Here is a 15,426-nt window from a genome sequence, read left to right as displayed (position 1 = left end):
CCCGTCACCACCGTCAGCACGGCGCTTCATCCCGCCGGCCCGGGCAGGCCGGCGTCGGCACCGTGCGCTGACCTCCGCGAAAGGCGTTTCCGTGCACCTGAGCCCACCCCGTCGTCGCGCCGCGTTGCTCGCCGCCGCCGCGGCCACCACGCTCGCCGCCGGCACCCTCACCGCCGTGACGGCTTCGGCCGCCGCCGCCGGTTGCCGGGTCGATTACAAGATCAGTAGCCAGTGGGGCGGCGGCTTCGGCGCCGACGTCCTGGTCACCAACCTCGGTGACCCGATCAACGGCTGGACGCTGACCTGGTCCTACACGGCCGGTCAGCAGGTGGCCCAGGCGTGGAACGCCACGGTCACCCAGTCCGGGGCGCAGGTCAGCGCCAAGGACGCCGGCTACAACGCGGCGCTGGGCACCAACGGCACCGCGAGTTTCGGCTTCAACGCGTCGTGGAACAACGCCAGCAACCCGACGCCGGCCAGCTTCGTGCTCAACGGCACGACCTGCACCGGTGGCACCGCGCCGACCACCGCGCCCCCGACGACCGCACCGCCGACCACGCCCCCACCCACCACGCCGCCGCCGACCACCCCACCTCCGACGACACCGCCGCCGACCACGCCCCCGCCGACCGACCCGCCGGCCGGGGCCAAGCAGCTGGAGGATCTCGACCGGGGGCTGATCAGCGTCCGCTCCGGCAGCGGGAACCTGGTCTCCTGGCGGCTGCTCGGCACCGAGACCTCCGGGGTGTCGTTCAACCTCTACCGGGGCTCCACCAGGGTCAACGCCTCGCCGATCACCGGGGCCACCAACTACCTGGACAGCGGGGCGGCGGCCGGCTCGGCGTACACCGTGCGGGCGGTGGTGAACGGGGCCGAGCAGGCGGCGTCCGCGTCCGCGCTCCAGTTCGCCAACGGCTACCTGGACGTGCCGATCCAGCCGCCGGCCGGGGGCACCACCCCGAGCGGGGAGGCGTACAGCTATTCGGCCAACGACGCGAGCGTCGGTGACCTCGACGGCGACGGCGACTACGAGATCGTGCTCAAGTGGGACCCGTCCAACGCCAAGGACAACAGCCAGTCCGGTTACACCGGCAACGTCTACGTCGACGCGTACACCCTGACCGGTAGTCGGTTGTGGCGCATCGACCTGGGCCGCAACATCCGGGCGGGCGCCCACTACACCCAGTTCCAGGTGTACGACTACGACGGCGACGGCAGGGCCGAGGTGGCCATGAAGACCGCCGACGGCACCCGCTCGGGCACCGGTCAGCTGATCGGTTCGTCGTCGGCGGACTACCGCAACTCCAGCGGCTACGTGCTGTCCGGCCCGGAGTACCTGACCATGTTCAACGGGCAGACCGGTGCGATCGCCTCCACCGTCAACTACGACCCGCCGCGTGGCACCGTCTCGTCCTGGGGCGACTCGTACGGCAACCGGGTCGACCGGTTCCTCGCCGGCACCGCCTACCTGGACGGGCAGCGGCCGTCGCTGATCATGGCGCGCGGCTACTACACCCGCGCGGTCATCGCCGCCTGGGACTTCCGCAACGGCACCCTGACCAAGCGGTGGACGTTCGACTCCAACGCCTCCGGCAACTCCGCCGCCGCCGGTCAGGGCAACCACCAGCTCTCGGTCGCCGACGTCGACGCCGACGGCCGCCAGGAGATCGTCTACGGCGCGGCCACCATCGACGACAACGGCCGGCTGCTCTACTCCACCGGCAACGGTCACGGCGACGCCCTGCACGTCGGTGACCTCGACCCGGGCCGCTCCGGCCTGGAGGTCTTCAAGGTCGACGAGGACGCCAGCAAGCCCAGTTCGTGGTTCGCCGACGCGCGTACCGGCCAGATCATCTGGAAGACCGCGGCCAACGGCGACAACGGCCGGGGTGTCTCGGCCGACATCTGGGCCGGCAGCCCCGGTGCCGAGTCGTGGTCGTCGGCGGTCGACGGGCTGGCCAACACCCGGGGGCAGAACATCGGCCGCAAGCCGTCGTCGGCGAACTTCCTCGCCTGGTGGGACGGCGACCCGGTACGGGAACTCCTCGACGCCACCAAGATCGACAAGTACGGCACCGGCGGCGAGACCCGGCTGCTCACCGGCAGCGACGTGGCCTCCAACAACGGCACCAAGTCGACCCCGGCGCTCTCCGGCGACATCCTCGGCGACTGGCGCGAGGAGGTGATCTGGCGCACCGGCGACAGCCGGGCGCTGCGGATCTACAGCACGCCCACGCCGACCAGCACCCGGATCTACACGCTGATGCACGACGCCCAGTACCGCGCGGCGATCGCCTGGCAGAACACCGCCTACAACCAGCCGCCGCACCCGGGCTTCTTCATCGGTGACGGCATGTCCACCCCGCCCACGCCCAACATCTACCTGCGTTGACGGTGCGGGCCCGGCGCTGGCCGGGCCCCACAAGGCAGGCACCGGGTCGCCAGCCGCGGAATCCGCTCAGCTGGCGACCCGGTGCACCACACCGCAGCACCCCCGACCCGTCCCGACCGGGAGTGCCGTACCACCACCGGTAATAAAGTTAGAGGTCGTCCGCAACGGTGGGGTGACGTCGCTATGAAGAGCGTGTTTCAGACGCTGCGGGACAGCCCGCCGACCACCTTCTCGGCCACCAGCTCGAACGAGCGCACCCGGTCGGCCACGTCGTACACCATGGTGGTGAGCATCAGCTCGTTCGCGCCGGTGCGGGCCAGCAGCTCGGTGAGCTGCCGGCGGACCGTCTCCGGTGAGCCCATCGCCTGACCGTCGCGGCGCTGCAGCACGAACTCCCGCTCCAACTCCGTGTACGGGTACCGGGCGGCGTCCTCGGGGGTGGCCAGCGGCTCCGGCCGCCCCGAGCGCAGCTTGAGGAACGACAGGCCGGCCGGCCCGGACAGCCACTCGGCCCGCTCGTCGGTGTCGGCGCAGACCACGTTCACCGCCACCATCGCGTACGGCTCGGTCAGCCAGCGCGACGGCCGGAAACTCTGCCGGTAGAGCTGGAGCGCGGGCAGGGTGTGCTGGGAGCTGAAGTGGTGGGCGAACGAGAACGGCAACCCGAGCAGCCCGGCGAGCTGCGCGCTGAACCCGCTGGAGCCGAGCAGCCAGACGGCGGGGGACTGGCCCAGCCCCGGGCTGGCGGTGATCGCGCCCGGGTCGTCGCCGCTGAAGTAGTTCATCAGGTCGGCCAGCTCCCGGGGGAAGCCCTCCGCCGACAGCCCCTCCATGGTCCGGCGCAGGGCCAGCGCGGTGCGCTGGTCGGTGCCGGGGGCCCGGCCGATGCCCAGGTCGATCCGGCCCGGGTGCAGCGCCTCCAGGGTGCCGAACTGTTCGGCGACCACCAGCGGCGCGTGGTTGGGCAGCATCACCCCGCCCGAGCCCAGCCGGATCGTGGTGGTGTGCGCCGCCAGGTGGGCGAGCAGCACCGCCGGTGCGGAGCTGGCGATCGCCGGCATGTTGTGGTGCTCGGCCACCCAGAACCGGCGGTAGCCCAGTTCCTCGGTCCGGCGGGCCAGCTCGGTGGTGTGCGCGAGGGCCTCGGAGGCGGTGGCCCCGGCGGCGACCGGAGCAAGATCAAGAACAGACATCGGTACGTCGATCACGACTCTGCCCAACCCGCCCCGCGCCGGATTTGTTCCCTGGCCGGCGCGCGCCCCCGTCCGGTCCAGGGGAGGACGGGCAGGTCGACGAGGTCGTGGGGGTCGGCATCGCGACACCGCTGTCGTCGCGGGGATCATGAGCCGGGGCACCCCGGTCGACGCGGGGCCCGGGGCCTGCTCGGAGCAGGCACCCGGGTCACTGTGCGTACGTGCAGGTGGTGCCGGGAGCGGGATTCGAACCCGCAAGCCCTTTCGGGCAGAAGTGTTTGAGACTTCCGTGTATGCCGTTCCACCATCCCGGCGGGTGCTGACAACTGTACCCGACTAGGCTCTTGCGGGAGTATGGGCGGTAGCTGTGCCGAGATCGATGGTGGGGGTAGGGCTGGTGGCCGAGACGCAGACGGATGCCGAGCGCAGGCGGGTGTTGATCGCCGAGGACGAGGCGCTCATCCGACTGGACCTGGCCGAGATGCTGGTCGAGGAAGGTTACGAGGTCGTCGGTGAGGCCGGGGACGGCGAGACCGCCGTCCGGTTGGCCGAGGAACTCAAGCCCGATCTGGTCATCCTCGACATCAAGATGCCAATCATGGACGGGCTGGCGGCCGCCGAGCGGATCGCCGGCGCCCGGATCGCCCCGGTGATCATCCTGACCGCGTTCAGCCAGCGTGACCTGGTGGAACGGGCGCGCGCCGCCGGGGCGATGGCCTATCTGGTCAAGCCGTTCCAAAAGAGCGACCTGGTGCCGGCGGTGGAGATCGCCCTCTCCCGCTACTCCGAGATCGCCGCCCTGGAGTCGGAGGTGGCCGGGCTCACCGACCGGCTGGAGATCCGCAAGACGGTCGAGCGCGCCAAGGGTGCGCTGATGACGACGTACGGGATGACCGAGCCGCAGGCGTTCAAGTGGATCCAGCGCACCGCGATGGACCACCGGATGACCATGAAGGAGGTCGCCGAGCGGATCCTCGCCGAGACCGCCGGCGGCGAGATCGCCGAGCAGCCCACCGGCTAGCCGGCCGGGGCGGGCGTCCGCCGGTTCCGGAGACCACCGTCGGTGGCTAGCATCGATGGATGGCCTCTCGGTGGAGCTTCGCGGTGCTGGTTGTGCTCGCCGCGTCGCTGGTCGCCTGTGATCCGGCGCCCTCATCGACCGGTGAGCAGCCGGTCCGACCGGCGTGGCAGCAGCTGACCCTGCCGTCACCGCCGGGTCCGCCCGGCCGGGTGCTGCTACGCGACGCGACGGCCTGCGCGGGTCGGTGGTACGCGGTCGGCGGCGTCGCGGATGCCGACGGCGGCACCCGACCGGCCGCCTGGACCAGCCTGGACGGTGCGACCTGGGCGGTGGTGCCGATCGTCGCCGAGTCCTTCTACGGCAGGCAGAACGTGCTCTCCGCAGCCGGCTGCCGCGACGGCGCGTTGGCGGCCGTCGGTGCCAAGACCGGTGGTGCCCACGGCAATCCCCGGGTGAGCACCTGGCGGCAGGGCCCGGACGGCGCACTGGTCGAGGTGTCGGCGTCGTTCGAGACCTACGGCGGGCCCAAGGCGGTGAACGTGTCCCGCCTGGTGGGCGGCCCGCCGGGCTGGTTGATCGTCGGCAACCGCTCCAGCGGCGCGGCGGCGTGGGTGTCCCCGGACGCGGCGGACTTCGCCCTAGTGGAGGGGGCGCCGGAACTGGCCAGTGACGGCGGCGGGATCACCTGGGCCTTCGACGCCACCGCGGTGCCCGGCGGGTGGCTGGCGGTCGGCGGGGTGCTGCCGGGTGGTCGCATCGACCGTGACCCGGTCGCCTGGTCGTCGGCGGACGGCCGCAGTTGGCGGCGGACGACGCTGCCCGGGACGGACCGCTACGAGGAACTACAGCGGGTGGTCCTGACCGGCGACGCGGTGGTGGCGGTCGGGTTGCGGGGTACGGCGTTCGGCGCGTGGCGTCGCGACGACGACCGCTGGGTGGCCGTCGGCGGGTTCGCCGGTGCCGTGCCGTCGCGGGTCCCGTCGGTGGACGCCCTGGTGGCGGCGGACGGCCGGCTGGTGGCGGCGATCTCGGACGGGACATCGCGTGCGGTCTGGACGTCGGTCGACCGGGGCGGTTCCTGGCGGCGGATGGAACTGCCCGGGCCGGTGCCGGCGGGTGTGGACGGGGACGTCGCGGTGGTGGCGGTGGGGCGGCGACTGTGGATCTTCGTCGACGACGGTGTCCGCCCGGCGGTGTGGACGGCGGAAGTGCCCGCGGACGGCGGGGTCGAGCGACGTGGTGAGGGGCCGAGGTAGGGCTCCAAGGACCAGTCAGGGGCCGACCTGTTACGGGCTCCTGGCCGATCACGCACGTCTTCGTAACGGTTTCGCAGACCACGGGCCAAGGTCTTCCCCGGTCGTATGAGTGTCGGTACGCTCCGCCATCACGAGCCGTAACGCAGGGGGCGTTCCTGCTGGGTGGGTGGTGGTGCGGGCTGTACGGTCGCCGCCCTCCCAGGATGGTCGCCTTCTGCTTTTGGAGGAGGTCAGGAAGCCGTGAGGCGTAGCTATGTACGGGCACTGGGGGCCGCCGCGCTTGCCGTGGCGATGGTCGGTGCCGCAGGTTGCCAGGACACGGGCGGCGGCGAGACCACCGCGTCCGGCGACTGTGGTGGCAAGATCGCTATCTTCGGCGCATTCACCGGTGACAACGCGGGCCTCGTCCTGCCGTCGCTGAACGGTGCGAAGCTCGCCGTTAAGCAGTTCAACGAGAAGAACTCGAACTGCAAGGTCACCTTGCAGGAGTTCGACACCCAGGGCGACCCGGCGGTGGCGACCCCGTTCGCGAACCAGATCGCCGGCGACAACTCGTTCCTCGGTGTGATCGGCGGCCACTTCTCCGGCGAGTCCGACGCCACCATGCCGATCTACCAGGCGGCCGGCCTGGCCATGGTCAGCCCTTCGGCGACCCGGGCGGACCTGACCCAGAAGGGCAACAAGTCCTTCTTCCGGGTGGTCGGCAACGACGGCACCCAGGCGGGGGCCGTGGCCACCTACCTGAAGTCGCAGAACGCGGCGAAGGTCTTCACCATCGACGACGGCAGCGCGTACGGCGCGGGCATCACCGCCGAGCTGGCCAAGAACATCGGCTCGACGCTGGCCGGCACCGACAAGATCCAGGAGAAGCAGGCGCAGTTCGACGCCACCATCTCCAAGATCAAGGCGGCGCAGGCGGACTTCGTCTTCTACGGCGGGTACACCCGCGAGGCGGCTCCGCTGGTCAAGCAGATGCGTGCGGCCGGCATCCAGGCCAAGTTCGTGGGCCCGGACGGCCTCTACGACCCGGCGTTCCCGAAGGGTGCCTCGGGCGGCGCCGAGGGCGCCATCATCACCTGCCCCTGCCTGCCGGCCGACAAGGCGGGCGGCACCTTCTCCGCCGACTACCAGAAGGAGTTCGGCCAGGCGCCCGGCTCCTACGGTGCCGAGGGCTTCGACGGTGCCCAGATCTACCTGGACGCCTTCAAGGACGGCAAGAAGACCCGGGCCGACATCCTGGCCTACGTGAAGGCGTACGACAAGCAGGGCGTCTCGAAGTACATCAAGTTCGACGACAAGGGTGACGTCGACCCGTCGAAGGTCGTCATCTGGGCCTACCAGATCAAGGGCGAGGAAATCAGCGCCCTGCAGGAGCTCAAGCTCAGCTGACGACACAGCAGGGGGTGCGGCCGGGTGCTGTTCCCGGCCGCACTCGATGCAAGGAGACCCCGTGCATTTCGATGAACTGATCGGACACCTCGGCCAGCACACCGTGGACGGCCTGTCCAAGGGTGCCATCTACGCCCTGATCGCTCTTGGCTACACCCTCGTCTATGGCGTCCTGCGCCTGATCAACTTCGCCCACTCCGAGGTTTTCATGGTCGGCACCTTCGCGGTGCTGGGCCTGTGGACCGCGTTCGGGGTAAAGAACAACCCGCCGATCGGCCAGGCGGTGCTCTTCTTGGTGCTCGGCCTCATCGCCGCAGCGATCGCGTCCGGTGGTACCGCCCTGGCGATCGAACGGATCGCCTACCGCCCCCTGCGCCGTAAGAACGCGCCACCGCTGATCTTCCTGATCACCGCGATCGGAATCTCCCTGGTGCTGGTCGAGGTCTTCGGCCTGCTCCTGCCGGACGTGGCGGGTGGCGCGTTGCCGACCCTGTTCGGTCGGGCCCGGCAGATCGTCGGTATGCCGACGATCATCCAGCAGGAGACGCTGCTCCAGATCGGCAACACCGCGATCACCAACATCCAGTTGATCGTCTTCGTGTCGGCCGTGGTGATGATGGCCCTCCTGGACTGGTTCATCAACCGCACCCGGTACGGCCGGGGCGTGCGCGCGGTGGCGCAGAACCCGGAGACCGCCGCGCTGATGGGCGTCAACCAGGAGCGTGTGATCATGTTGATCTTCATGCTCGGTGGCATCATGGCCGGTGCGGCGGCACTGCTGTGGAGCATGCGGTTCGGCTTCACCCAGAACAGCATCGGCTTCGTACTCGGTCTCAAGGCCTTCACGGCCGCGGTGCTCGGCGGCATCGGCAACCTGCGGGGCGCCCTGGTGGGTGGCCTGTTCCTCGGCATCGTCGAGGTCTACGGTGCGACGCTCTTCGCCTCCAACTGGGAGGACGTCATCGCCTTCGTGGTGCTGATCGTCGTGCTGATGTTCCGCCCGACCGGCCTGTTGGGCGAGTCGCTCGGGAGGGCCCGCGCATGATCGACAAGATTCGTTCCGCAGACCGACGACGGGTCAGCATGCTGACCTCCGTCGGCGACCGGTTCCGGGCGCTGCCGAAGTGGCAGCAGGCTGCGGCGATCGTGGCTCTGGTGGCCTTCCTGTACTACCTGCCGTTGCTCGGCATCCCCGGCCTGACCTGGCTGCGGACCGACTCCATCGCGGGCGGCAACAACTGGGCCGGCGTGCTGTTCGTCTGCGCCATCTACGTGTTGGTCGCCATCGGCCTGAACGTGGTGGTCGGCCTGGCCGGCCTGCTCGACCTGGGCTACATCGGGTTCTTCGCCATCGGCGCCTACAGCGTCGCGCTCTTCGGCTCGGTCAACTCGCCGGTGGTCAAGTGGATCCAGCAGGAGTTCGACCTGCCGCCGACGTGGGCGGTGACCTGGGCGGTCTGCCTGCTTCTCTCCATCGTGCTCACGCTGATCTCCGGCGTGCTGCTCGGCTGGCCGACGCTGCGCCTGCGCGGTGACTACCTGGCCATCGTGACGCTGGGCTTCGGCGAGATCATCCGGATCGTGGCACGCAACGCCACCGGTCTGACCAACGGCCCGCAGGGCATCTCGGCCATCCCGGGCCCGGAGGGCCCGCCGTCGGGGGACAACAAGGTCTTCGGCCTGATCGACGCGAAGCCCTGGTACTGGCTGGCGATCACGATGGTGCTGCTGATGGTCTTCCTGGTCCGCCGGCTGGAGCACAGCCGGGTGGGCAGGGCCTGGCTGGCGGTGCGTGAGGACGAGGATGCTGCGGCGGTGATGGGGGTCTACCCGTTCAAGGCCAAGCTCTGGGCCTTCGCCATCGGCGCGGCGCTGGGCGGACTGTCCGGGTTCCTCTTCGGCAGCCGGAACGCGTTCATCGACCCGACCCAGTTCAACGCGAACCTCTCCATCCTCTTCGTCGCCATGGTCGTCGTCGGTGGATCGGGGAACATGATCGGTGTCTCGCTCGGCGCGGTGTTGCTGGCCTACCTACCGGAGCGGTTCCGGGAGGTCGCCGACTACCGGTGGCTGGCCTTCGGTCTCGCCATGGTGCTGGTGATGATCCTGCGTCCGCAGGGCCTCATCCCGAGCCGACGGCGGGCCCGTGAGTTGAAGGATCGCGCGGCGGCTGCAGAGGAGGCGCCCGCTCATGTCTGACCAGATGACCACCACGACGCCGAAGATTCCGGCCCAGCCCGGCCCGAAGCCGGTGCTGCTCGAGGTCGACGAGGTCACGCTCCGCTTCGGTGGAGTGGTGGCCCTCGACAAGATCAATTTCAAGATCTACGAGGGCGAGATCCTCGGGCTCATCGGTCCGAACGGCGCGGGTAAGACCACCAGTTTCAACGTGATGACCGGCGTCTACCGGCCCACCTCCGGGGCCGTCCGGTTCCGGGGTGAGAAGGTGACCGGCCGCAAGCCGCACCAGATCAGCCGGATGGGCATCTCCCGCACGTTCCAGAACATCCGGCTCTTCCCGGAGATGACGGCGCTGGAGAACGTCATGGTCGGGACCGACTCCCGGCACAAGACCAGCGTGCCGGGTGCGCTGTTCCGGCTGTACCGGGTCAAGCCGAAGCCGGAGGAGCTGCCGCAGGTGACCGCCACGTCCGGCATCGTGCGGACCTGGCAGGAGATCCGTCGGACCTGCGCCAAGATGTTCGGGTTGTCCCGGCACATCCTCGAGGAGCGGGCCGCCGAGGCGAAGTCGCTGGAGCTGCTGCGCTTCGTCGGCATCGCCGACCGGGCCAACGACGAGGCGCGCAACCTGCCGTACGGTTACCAGCGTCGGCTGGAGATCGCCCGGGCCCTCGCGACCGAGCCGAAACTGATCTGCCTGGATGAGCCGGCTGCCGGCTTCAACCCGGCGGAGAAGGAGGAACTGCTCTCCCTGATCCGCAGGATCCGTGACATGGGGCTGACCGTGCTGCTGATCGAGCACGACATGCGCCTGGTCATGGGGGTCACCGACCGGATCGTGGTGCTGGAGTTCGGCCGGAAGATCGCCGAGGGTGCGCCGGCCGAAGTCAGTCGAGACCCGCGGGTGATCGCCGCGTACCTGGGGGAGCCCGCCGATGGCGCTGCTTGAGCTGGACAACGTAAGCGTGTCGTACGGCCGCATCGAGGCGCTGCACGGCATCAGCCTGACCGTCAACGAGGGCGAGGTGGTGGCACTGATCGGCGCGAACGGCGCCGGCAAGACCACCACCATGCGGGCCATCTCCGGCATCCGGACCCTGTCCCAGGGGCGGATCTCCTTCAACGGCGAGGACATCAGCAGGCTCCGGGCCGACCTGCGGGTGGTCCGGGGGCTGTGCCAGTCGCCCGAGGGCCGGCAGATCTTCCCCGGCATGACGGTGCTGGAGAACCTGGACATGGGGGCGTACACCCGGCGGGACTCCGCCGGTGTCGCCGCCGACCTGGACCGGGTGCTGACCCTCTTTCCCCGGCTGGCCGAGCGGCGCAAGCAGGCCGGCGGCACGCTCTCCGGCGGTGAGCAGCAGATGCTGGCCGTCGGTCGGGCGCTGATGAGCCGGCCGAAGCTGCTCCTGCTCGACGAGCCGTCGATGGGGCTGGCGCCGATGGTCATCCGACAGATCTTCGACATCATCACGGAGATCAACCAGCAGCAGGGCATCACCATCCTGTTGGTGGAGCAGAACGCCCAGCAGGCGCTCTCCCGGGCCCACCGGGGTTACGTGCTGGAGACCGGCCGGATCGTCAAGGAGGGGTCCGGTCAGGACCTGCTCACCGACCCGGCGGTCAAGGAGGCGTACCTCGGCGTGTCCTGACCGCACCAGGCACGAACGAACCGGCCGGCGAGTCACTCGCCGGCCGGTTCGTTCGTGGGTACCGGGGCCGACCGCTGTCCCCAGCGTCGGGTCGGCCCGCCGGTGGGCGGATCAGTTCATGTAGCCGCGGAGAAAGTAACCCCGCTCGCCGCACCGGTCGAAGGGCACGAGACCCCCGGCGACGCCGGATCCCGTCGGCTCCGCCACGCACGACTTGGTACCGAAGGTGCAGGTGTAGGCCTCGTACTGGTGGTTCTCGACCCGTGCCGCGCCCGTGCTCCTGCACTCGGCTTCCGACGAGTAGAAGCCACCATTGACCCACACCCCCGCATGTGCGGGACCTGCCATGAAGGCGACGGCCCCGGCCGTGGCCAGGACCGACATCGCAACGGTTCTCGCAACTTTCCGCATGGCTCTCCGTCGTCTCCCATCGTGGTTTCGCTGTTCTTCGGCACTGTGTGTTGTCCGCCAGCTCTTCCGGAACCGATAAGCGGGCGTACGCGTCCCCGGCCCGTTCGCCACGACGATCACCGCCGAGTCAGCTGACCGGAGGTACGCGTCGACCGGACCGTTCGATATGCCGTTCGCATTTTCCGGAATAAGCGTTTCAGGGCATGGCGGCATCGCCCGTCCTGCGTATTTCCGCAACACGGGACGGGTGTTGTCACTGAAGGTCGGGTGCGAGCCGGCCGCTATTCCTGGCGAGCCGGCGTCAGTTCATGTATCCGCGGAGCCGGTAGAAGTTCTTCTTGGCGACGTTGTCCCATTCCTTGGTGCAGGTGTACGTCTGGTACATCCCGGTCAGCTTGCGACCGTCACCGACGGTCTGGCAGTCGGACAGGACCTGATAGAGCCCGCCGTCCACCCAGACCCCGGCATATGCCGGGCTTCCCACGAGCGTGACACCGGCCGCCGCGACAGCGACAGCCGCGCTTAATCGTCGCGCCAGTTTTTTCATCCCCCGCTCCAATCTTTCGGTTGCTGTTCGTCAATACGATGCTGGTGTCGAAGATGCATGTCAAGCCTTGAAATCGGTGTGGAGGTGTGCGAGTCGAGGTAATCCTGTCCCCTATTCGGGCTACTGCTGGCCACGACGGCGGCCAGGTCGGCGCGAGGGTGGCCGGTGTTCGGCGGCGAGGGACAGCGGCCGATTTCGACCGCTGATAGGGTGGTTCTCATTGCGCTGCACGGGGGTCGTCGCGCTTTGCGGGGAGATCAGTTTGCGGGGCCATCACGTTTACGGGGACCGTCGGGCTTTACGGGGACCATCGCGTACTACGGGCAGTGGTGAACAATGGTGGGTTCCTTGCCGGTCCGGTGCCGTCGGCGGTTCGCCGGGCGCACTCGCGCTCCCGGCGGAGGCGTTGTCCGATGCGCCGAACTGCGCGATCGCCGCGTGCGGCGGGCCTCCTCGCGGGCGGCGCGGGCCGTGGTCCGGTCGCCGGACCGGTCCGGAAACAGGGCGGCCTGATCCGGGAGGGGGTGGTCGGTCGTCGCGCGACCCGGTGCTGGCGCGCGAGCACTGTCGGTATCCCGTACTAGAGTCGCTGCCGTGACAGCTACGACGCCGCGCCTGCTTCTCGTCGACGGACACTCCCTGGCATACCGGGCGTTCTTCGCCCTGCCGGTGGAGAACTTCTCCACCACGACCGGGCAGCCGACCAACGCGGTCTACGGCTTCACCTCGATGCTGATCAACGTGCTCCGCGACGAGCAGCCCACCCACATCGTGGTCGCCTTCGACGTCTCCCGCCGTTCCTTCCGCACCGAGAAGTACGCGGAGTACAAGGCCGGCCGCAGCGAGACCCCGGCCGACTTCAAGGGGCAGGTCAGTCTGGTCAAGGAGGTCCTCGACGCGCTGCGCATCCCGGTCGTCGAGCGGGAGGGCTACGAGGCCGACGACGTCATCGCCACCCTGGCCTGCCAGGCCCGCGACCAGGGCATGCAGGTGCTGATCAGCACCGGTGACCGGGACGCCTTCCAGCTCGTCGGCGACACCGTGACCGTGCTCTACCCCCGCAAGGGCGTCTCCGACCTGGCCCGGATGGACCCGGCCGCGATCGAGGCGAAATACGGTGTCGGCCCGCAGCGCTACCGCGACCTGGCCGCGCTGGTCGGCGAGACCAGCGACAACCTGCCCGGCATCCCCGGCGTCGGCCCCAAGACGGCCGCCAAGTGGATCACCACCTACGGCGGGGTCGAGGGCGTGATCGCCCACGCCGACGAGATCAAGGGCAAAGCCGGCGACAGCCTGCGTGAGCGGCTCGCCGACGTGATCCGCAACTACGAGATCAACTGCCTGGTCTCCGACCTGGAGCTGCCGATCCGTCCCGAGGACGCCCGCTGGCAGGGCTGGGACCGGGAGGCCGTGCACCAGGTCTTCGACACGCTCCAGTTCCGCATCCTGCGCGACCGGTTGTATCAATACCTGGAGGCGGTGGAGCCGGAGGCCGAGGCGGGCTTCGACCTGACCGCCGAGGTGCTCACCGCGCCCGGCGCGTTGACCGACTGGCTGGCCACGCACGCCCCGGTCGGCACCCAGGTCGGTGTGGCGGTGAAGACGCCGGCCAAGCCGAAGGAACCCCGCGAGCGTTACGAGCCGCAGTTGGAGGCGCTGGCGTTCGCGCTGGCCACCGGCCCGGCGGCGTGGCTGGACCCGACGACGCTGGCCGAGGCCGACGAACGCGCCCTGGCCGGCTGGTTGGCCGACCCGCAGCAACCGAAGGTGCTGCACGACAGCAAGCACGCCCGGCTGGCCTTCGCCGCGCGGGGTTGGGACCTGGCCGGCGTCGCCCGGGACACCGAGGTCGCCGCCTACCTGGCCCGCCCCGACCAGCGCTCCTACGACCTGACCGACCTGGCGCTGCGCTACCTGCACCGCGAGCTGCGGGTCGACGCGCCGGAGACCGGGCAGCTCACCTTCGACGGCCTCGGTGACGACGGCGAGGCCGAGCAGAACCTGATGCTGCAGGCGCGGGCCACCCTCGACCTGGCCGACGCGATCGACGCCGAGCTGTCCCGCGACGGCGAGCAGTCGGCCCGGTTGATGGCCGAGGTGGAGCTGCCCCTGTCCGAGGTGCTCGCCGCGATGCAGCGCGTCGGCATCGGTGCCGACCTGGACTACCTCCAGGAGCTGGAGGCGCACTTCGCGGGCGAGGTGAAGTCCGCCGCGCAGAGCGCATACGCCGCCGTGGGGCGGGAGTTCAACCTGGGTTCGCCCAAGCAGCTCCAGGAGCTGCTCTTCGGGGAGCTGGGGCTGCCCAAGACCAAGAAGATCAAGACCGGTTACACCACCGACGCCGACGCGCTCCAGTGGCTGCACGCGCAGAACCCGCACCCGGTGCTGGAGCACCTGCTGCGGCACCGGGACGTGGCGAAGCTCAAGACCACCGTCGACGGCCTGCTCAAGTCGGTCGCCGACGACGGCCGCATCCACACCACGTTCAAGCAGACTGTGGCGGCCACCGGCCGGCTCTCCTCCACCGACCCGAATCTCCAGAACATCCCGATCCGCACCGAGGAGGGCCGGCGCATCCGCCGGGCCTTCGTGGTGGGCGACGGCTACCAGACGTTGCTCACCGCCGACTACAGCCAGATCGAGATGCGGATCATGGCGCACCTGTCCCTGGACGAGGCGCTGATCGAGGCGTTCAACTCCGGCCACGACTTCCACGCCGCCACCGCGTCGTCCGTCTTCACCGTCCCGGTCGGCGAGGTCACCGCCGACCAGCGCCGAAAGATCAAGGCGATGAACTACGGCCTGGCGTACGGGCTGAGCGCCTTCGGCCTGTCCCAGCAGCTCGGCATCACCGCCGAGGAGGCCCGCGGGCTGATGGACAACTACTTCGCCGGTTTCGGTGGGGTGCGTGACTACCTGCACGAGGTGGTGGCCCGGGCCCGCCAGGACGGCTACACCTCCACCGTCCTGGGTCGCCGCCGCTACCTGCCCGACCTGGTCAGCGACAACCGGCAGCGCCGGGACATGGCCGAGCGGATGGCGCTCAACGCCCCGATCCAGGGCTCGGCGGCCGACATCATCAAGGTCGCCATGCTGCGCGTCGACACCGCGCTGCGCGACGCCGGGCTGCGTTCCCGGATGCTGCTCCAGGTGCACGACGAGCTGGTCTTCGAGGTCGCCCCCGACGAGCGGGAGGCGCTGGAGGCCCTGGTCCGGCAGGAGATGGGGGCGGCCTATCCGCTGTCGGTGCCCCTGGAGGTCTCCGTCGGCGCGGGCCGGGACTGGAACAGCGCCGACCACTAGGCCCGGTTGGCCATCAGGGCGGTGGCCGGTTGGGCCTACCGCCTTTCGGGTCGGTGACCGGCGACCTGACCAGGGAAATGG

General features: G+C 69.7%; 12 protein-coding genes and 1 tRNA gene. 9 read left to right on the top strand and 4 right to left on the bottom strand.

The window, feature by feature from the left end:
* Positions 1 to 91 precede the first annotated feature (91 nt).
* Complete coding sequence (locus AB0B63_RS02320) at positions 92 to 2,392, top strand: cellulose binding domain-containing protein (RefSeq protein ID WP_357013912.1); 2,301 nt, start codon at positions 92 to 94, stop codon at positions 2,390 to 2,392.
* A 197-nt stretch (positions 2,393 to 2,589) separates the two neighbouring features.
* Here AB0B63_RS02320 and AB0B63_RS02315 read toward each other — a convergent pair whose 3' ends face one another.
* Both AB0B63_RS02315 and AB0B63_RS02310 read right to left on the bottom strand, forming a co-directional pair.
* The gene (locus AB0B63_RS02315; protein WP_357013910.1) at positions 2,590 to 3,600 is read right to left on the bottom strand and encodes an LLM class flavin-dependent oxidoreductase; all 1,011 of its coding nucleotides are present in this window, start codon (positions 3,598 to 3,600) and stop codon (positions 2,590 to 2,592) included.
* A 213-nt stretch (positions 3,601 to 3,813) separates the two neighbouring features.
* Positions 3,814 to 3,899: transfer RNA gene (locus AB0B63_RS02310), tRNA-Leu, on the bottom strand.
* An 83-nt stretch (positions 3,900 to 3,982) separates the two neighbouring features.
* Here AB0B63_RS02310 and AB0B63_RS02305 point away from each other — a divergent pair.
* From AB0B63_RS02305 to AB0B63_RS02275, 7 genes are all read left to right on the top strand, one after another.
* The gene (locus tag AB0B63_RS02305) at positions 3,983 to 4,606 is read left to right on the top strand and encodes a response regulator (protein ID WP_208569243.1); all 624 of its coding nucleotides are present in this window, start codon (positions 3,983 to 3,985) and stop codon (positions 4,604 to 4,606) included.
* Between the two features lie 59 nt (positions 4,607 to 4,665).
* Positions 4,666 to 5,862 (top strand): hypothetical protein, encoded by a 1,197-nt coding sequence (locus tag AB0B63_RS02300; protein ID WP_357013905.1) that lies wholly within the window; start codon positions 4,666 to 4,668, stop codon positions 5,860 to 5,862.
* 240 nt (positions 5,863 to 6,102) lie between these two features.
* The gene (locus AB0B63_RS02295; protein WP_208569241.1) at positions 6,103 to 7,251 is read left to right on the top strand and encodes a branched-chain amino acid ABC transporter substrate-binding protein; all 1,149 of its coding nucleotides are present in this window, start codon (positions 6,103 to 6,105) and stop codon (positions 7,249 to 7,251) included.
* 61 nt (positions 7,252 to 7,312) lie between these two features.
* Complete coding sequence (locus AB0B63_RS02290) at positions 7,313 to 8,296, top strand: branched-chain amino acid ABC transporter permease (protein ID WP_208569240.1); 984 nt, start codon at positions 7,313 to 7,315, stop codon at positions 8,294 to 8,296.
* Positions 8,293 to 9,450 carry a branched-chain amino acid ABC transporter permease gene (locus AB0B63_RS02285; RefSeq protein WP_208569239.1) on the top strand — a complete coding sequence of 386 codons (1,158 nt, stop codon included), beginning with the start codon at positions 8,293 to 8,295 and terminating at the stop codon, positions 9,448 to 9,450. The genes AB0B63_RS02290 and AB0B63_RS02285 overlap by 4 nt, the downstream gene beginning before the upstream one ends.
* Positions 9,443 to 10,381, top strand: coding sequence for an ABC transporter ATP-binding protein (locus AB0B63_RS02280; protein ID WP_357013900.1), 939 nt, complete (start codon positions 9,443 to 9,445; stop codon positions 10,379 to 10,381). The genes AB0B63_RS02285 and AB0B63_RS02280 overlap by 8 nt, the downstream gene beginning before the upstream one ends.
* Complete coding sequence (locus AB0B63_RS02275) at positions 10,368 to 11,084, top strand: ABC transporter ATP-binding protein (protein ID WP_208569237.1); 717 nt, start codon at positions 10,368 to 10,370, stop codon at positions 11,082 to 11,084. Before AB0B63_RS02280 ends, AB0B63_RS02275 begins: the two co-directional genes overlap by 14 nt.
* A gap of 111 nt (positions 11,085 to 11,195) precedes the next feature.
* Here the strand turns inward: AB0B63_RS02275 and AB0B63_RS02270 are convergent, their stop codons facing one another.
* Both AB0B63_RS02270 and AB0B63_RS02265 read right to left on the bottom strand, forming a co-directional pair.
* Positions 11,196 to 11,468, bottom strand: a complete 273-nt coding sequence (locus tag AB0B63_RS02270) for a hypothetical protein (RefSeq protein ID WP_357013896.1) — start codon at positions 11,466 to 11,468, stop codon at positions 11,196 to 11,198.
* Positions 11,469 to 11,796: 328 nt separating this feature from the next.
* Positions 11,797 to 11,979: a hypothetical protein gene (locus tag AB0B63_RS02265; protein ID WP_208569235.1), complete on the bottom strand. Its 183-nt coding sequence runs from the start codon at positions 11,977 to 11,979 to the stop codon at positions 11,797 to 11,799.
* Between the two features lie 657 nt (positions 11,980 to 12,636).
* Between AB0B63_RS02265 and polA the strand changes: the two genes are divergently transcribed.
* On the top strand, positions 12,637 to 15,345 hold the full coding sequence (gene polA / locus AB0B63_RS02260; RefSeq protein ID WP_208569234.1) for a DNA polymerase I: 2,709 nt from the start codon (positions 12,637 to 12,639) through the stop codon (positions 15,343 to 15,345).
* Positions 15,346 to 15,426: the final 81 nt, after the last annotated feature.

It is taken from the genome of Micromonospora sp. NPDC049081, assembly GCF_040648835.1.
Lineage (GTDB): Bacteria > Actinomycetota > Actinomycetes > Mycobacteriales > Micromonosporaceae > Micromonospora > Micromonospora antibiotica.
Note: the sequence above shows the minus strand (reverse complement) of the source record. Positions and strands in the feature narration are given on the sequence as shown.